Annotated in this window: 5 protein-coding genes; all 5 read right to left on the minus strand. The window is 37.8% G+C overall.

Annotation, left to right across the window (positions count from 1 at the left end; genetic code table 11):
* Positions 1 to 675: hypothetical protein (locus ENL20_12265; GenBank protein HHE39327.1), on the minus strand; the 675-nt coding region annotated here is incomplete at its 3' end.
* A complete protein-coding gene (locus tag ENL20_12270; GenBank protein ID HHE39328.1) occupies positions 668 to 1,096 on the minus strand; it encodes a hypothetical protein in 429 nt (142 codons plus the stop codon). The genes ENL20_12270 and ENL20_12265, both read right to left, overlap by 8 nt.
* 211 nt (positions 1,097 to 1,307) lie before the next feature.
* A complete protein-coding gene (locus ENL20_12275; protein ID HHE39329.1) occupies positions 1,308 to 2,489 on the minus strand; it encodes a galactokinase in 1,182 nt (393 codons plus the stop codon).
* 47 nt (positions 2,490 to 2,536) lie between these two features.
* Positions 2,537 to 3,058 carry a hypothetical protein gene (locus ENL20_12280; protein HHE39330.1) on the minus strand — a complete coding sequence of 174 codons (522 nt, stop codon included), beginning with the start codon at positions 3,056 to 3,058 and terminating at the stop codon, positions 2,537 to 2,539.
* A gap of 218 nt (positions 3,059 to 3,276) precedes the next feature.
* A partial coding sequence (locus ENL20_12285; GenBank protein ID HHE39331.1) for a hypothetical protein occupies positions 3,277 to 4,498 on the minus strand: 1,222 nt, incomplete at its 5' end.

Raw genomic sequence — 4,498 nt, forward strand, 5'->3', positions numbered from 1 at the left:
ATGATAAAAGCTCTTTCTATCAATATCGATTGGATATAAATTTCCCGGATAACTGCCGTTTTGGTTCTGATTTTTTACGAAGTTCAGGAAACTGCCTTCTGCAACTTTTGGGTTATCCATCCAACGTGTTTCCAGCATATGACATTGAGCAGAATAGGAAATAGGCATTCGAAAATAGGCAGGACCTTCGCAAACACAGGGATAGGAATATGAATCTTTCATCATAAAAAGTCGCAGTCCAAACCAACGATACCAATAATATTTTTCGATAAATTTATCGGAACATTCAAAATGCGGAACGGAATTAAAAAATTTTTGCCAATTCCTTTCACTTTCTTTTATTGGATTAATAGTATTGAAAGATTCATTAAAAATTTCTTTTGCTTTTTTGGAATTTTTTGCGACTGAAAGGAAAATCTTTACTTCTGTATTCTCTGTTATTTTCAAATTCTGATGAAAACCAAAATAGAGCAATCCGTCAGGATTAATTCCTTTATTATGAATTTCATCGGGAAGCTTTCCAACAAATTTCTCATAAAACGGAGTGTACTCAAATTTGGGCTGATTTACTGTGTATTCGGAAAGATTTACGGAATAAGAAGAATGTTCCATTCCGAGAAACATTGAAAAATTGAAGGGATATTCACCTCGTAATTTATTTTCTCGATTAAACAAAATTCCATTCTCTTCTATGGAAAAAAGAAAGCGTTTTTTCGTTTTGATCATTTGCTTGGGCTGTCCACAAAATCACATCGATTCCCTGACTTTTTCCTTCAAACTTCAAAGTAGTGGAAAATGAATCATTGGGAAGCAGAACATCTGTTTCGATGAACGTAAGATCGTTTGTTAAGGAAAATCTTCTTATCAGTTTGGACGGATCCCATTTTGTATCGATCAATTTGGGTTTGAGTTCTTTTCCATCTTTTGAAAGAAATGAAATTGTATAAAGCGGTTTTAGCGGAATGTTATAAAAATGCGCTCCATCCCACAACCCGGGAATGTGCAGCCACTGTGGAAAAAGCGGTGTGAAAACAAGCGAATCTCCACCACCGAGATACCATTTATCGTCGCGTTCAAGTAATTTTAGAATATTCATTATTCTCCTATAATTATTGGACTGGACTTCACAACGGATTTATTCGTGGTGGAGTTCAGAACAAAAGAATGCAAACATCTGTCTCAAGTCCAGCTTCAGCAGACTGGACTTCAGGCGTTTTGACTGGACTTCAGAACGCACTTCCTCCCTCAAGCCCAGTTCCAGCAGACTGGAATTCAGGATGCCGACTTCCTCCTCAAGCCCAGTTTCGCTACGCTCCTCTGAACTCGAGTCTCGATTTTTGCGATATTGCTCCATCAGACGGAACAACTTTATAAAACTGCGGGATAAGTCCCGTTTTTTTTGAATACACATCCAAAATATTTGCTTTCAGATTTTCAATACAGGAATCTTTTACCAAGTAAATTACACACCCCCCAAAACCTGCTCCCGTCAACCTCGCACCAAGAACTCCAGGTTCATCCTTTCCGATTTCCACCAGCAAATCAAGTTCTTTGGTGCTGACTTCATAAAGTTCTTTTAAGCTTTTGTGGGATTGATACATTAATTCACCAAAAGCTTTTGCATTTCCTTTTTTCAGAACTTTTACAGCTTTTTGTACTCGATCATTCTCAAAAACAACATGCTCGACTCTTTTCTTTATTTTTTCAGGAAGGAAGGATTTGTATTTTTCAAAATTATTTATAGAAATATCTCTACAAAATGTAATTCCAGGAAGATTTTTTTGAAGAATTTTTACCGCTTCTACGCATTCCTGCCTTCTTTCATTGTAAGAAGAATCTGCCAATTTTCTTTTCTTCATCGAATTACATACAAGGAACGAATAACCCTTAATTGATAACGGTACATATTGATATTTCAGATTTCTGCAATCTATAAAAAGTGCATTGCCTTCTTTGGAAAGCAGGGAAGTAAATTGATCCATTATTCCGCATTGAACGCCTACAAATTCGTTTTCTGCTTTTCGGGCAAGTGTGATCATCTCAAGAGGTTTGATCTCTAAATCGTATAATTCTTTGAAAGAAAGCAATGTTGCAATTTCAATCGAAGCGGAAGATGAAAGCCCTGCTCCTTCGGAAACTTCGCCAAAGATTAGAATATCCATTCCACCGATCTTATATCCTGCATCGAGAAGAATTTTTGCAATTCCGCGCTGGTAATTACTCCATTTCTTTTGTTGGGATTTTCTGATGTTAGCTAAATCAAATTTTTCCTTTTCTTTGTATTTCAGATCATAGAGTCGAATTTTTCTATCATCGTTTTTGGAAACAAGCATATTTGTGTATCTATCGATGGCAATGGGAAGCACGAATCCGTCGTTGTAATCTGTGTGTTCACCGATGAGGTTTACTCTGCCCGGTGCACGGATAATGTAAGCTGGGGATTTTTTATAGATTGCTTTGTAATGCTTTATCAGGTTTTCTTTTTTCATATCAGCTCATTTTGTAAACCGTTGAAACGGTTATTTAAAGAATAATCCTATTTGGGGGCAGCACTTCCTTTACAGATAAATCGAGATTTACAAACTGTACAGGCTTTCTTTCTTAAAACTGCTCCTTGGAGTATGTTGATTATCACAAAAATAATAAGCAGAATTATATTTAAAGTATTAAAGCCATAAATAAATCCTGCAATTAAAGTTGCAATCAAAATAATTGGTAATTGAAGAACATAAGAAATAGCAAGCTTCATACCTTTTTCCTGATTTCCAGAATCCTGCTTGAAACATAATGCAGCTAATTTTCCCCAGCCAAGATAGCACGATTTCCCATAATAATAGCAGGAAGTGCAATTAAGCTTTTTCAAAGATATTTGAACGATAATCAGGATTATCAGGTAAATCCACGAGACTATCGGTATTCCATTAACCCTGAATGGCATAAGCAATACAAAGCCGATTCCCCAATTGAGTAAAAAGGCAATGTTTCCTAAAAGAATTATCCCAAATGAAAACGATTCATTTCCTTCCTGAAATAATTTGTCTTTTAATTCTTCTTTCATGTTTTTTCCTTTTTTTGACTCCACCAGCTAACCTGATGAAATATCCTGTAGATTTCGCAGGTTAAAAAGCAGGTGGTTAATATGATAAGATTTAACGATCATACTATCACTAATCCTTTTCTTTTCTGGCAAAATATTCCTTGCATTAACCACCAGTTTCAACTGGTGGTAAACAGAACACACCACGCTAAACCATAACCGTTTTAACGGTTTCCATTTCATTCTTCCTTCACCCATCTCTCAAGTTTCTTATCATTATGAATAAGCTTTTCGTCAACATAAACTGAATAACCCATCGGATATTTCCCATATTGTTTCGGTTTATCCGGTGACTGCCAGACGATTGAAATATTCCTTCCGCGATAATTTACATTTTCCAGCAGGAAATAATCCAGTCCCATCGGCAACGGATCGATCTTGATATGTCCATCTTCCTGCGGTTCAAATCCGACAATATGCCTGATAATAATATCTATCCACCAGGAATGCATATAATCGCGGAAATGGCTAAGCGGCTCTCCGGTAAGTGGATTGTAGCGTTCAAAGAAATCTGCTCGCGGTTGAAGATGTTTCTTGGCAGCAAGTTTGATAAGTTCGGCTGCATCGGGAAGTAGAGAACGGTCGAGAGTTTTGGCGGAAGTTGCGAAAGCTTCTAAAATATGCGAAGTGGCAGCAGGCCAAGAAGGTCCTTCCCAGAAACCTGTCGGATCAAAGTTCGGATCATCTTTGGGAAGTGCAGGCACAGGATACGGAAGCTGAAACTGATCGGGATTTAGAAGATACTTCCTGAAAACATCGAGATTTTGCTTGGTTCCGATTCCTGCAAAGAATGGATAGAAAGTGGTGATGCACATTGTTTTGGAAAGCTCTTTTGAGTCAGGATGCCTGTCTCGATAACTTTTATTTTCTGCATTCCAGAGCATAGAATTTACTGCATTCTTTGTTTTTTCTGCATAATCTTTGAAGAATTTTTCATCGTCATTTTTCCCAAGAACACGAGCCATATTGGAAACAGCCAGCATATTTGCATAAGCATAACTTGTTGCGTCGATTGCATCATACCGCAAGGTCGGATCGTTGTCATCAAAGCGGGAAAGATCGTCCATTCCGGTTTCAAGCTGATGATCGATAACAAACAAACCATCACCGTCCGCATCACGATCGGTTATCCACCACTGAATGTTCTTCTTCATTCCCGGATATATTTCTGCGAGCATCTCTTTATTTCCGTGAATTAAATAATGCTGCCAGGCAGTGTATGGAAGAAGCGAAAGTCCGGTTTTAGACTTATGATGCAGATTTACACGATTTGTGCGTGGAGAAGTGTACCACGGAAAGCGTCCATCTTCATAAGCGGAATGGATCATATTAGCAATATGTCCGAATCCAATTTGCGAATCGGTTGCCCAGTTCATATCCAGAGCCATAAAGGGCGCACTG

The organism is Candidatus Cloacimonadota bacterium (genome assembly GCA_011372345.1).
Taxonomy (GTDB): Bacteria; Cloacimonadota; Cloacimonadia; order Cloacimonadales; family TCS61; genus DRTC01.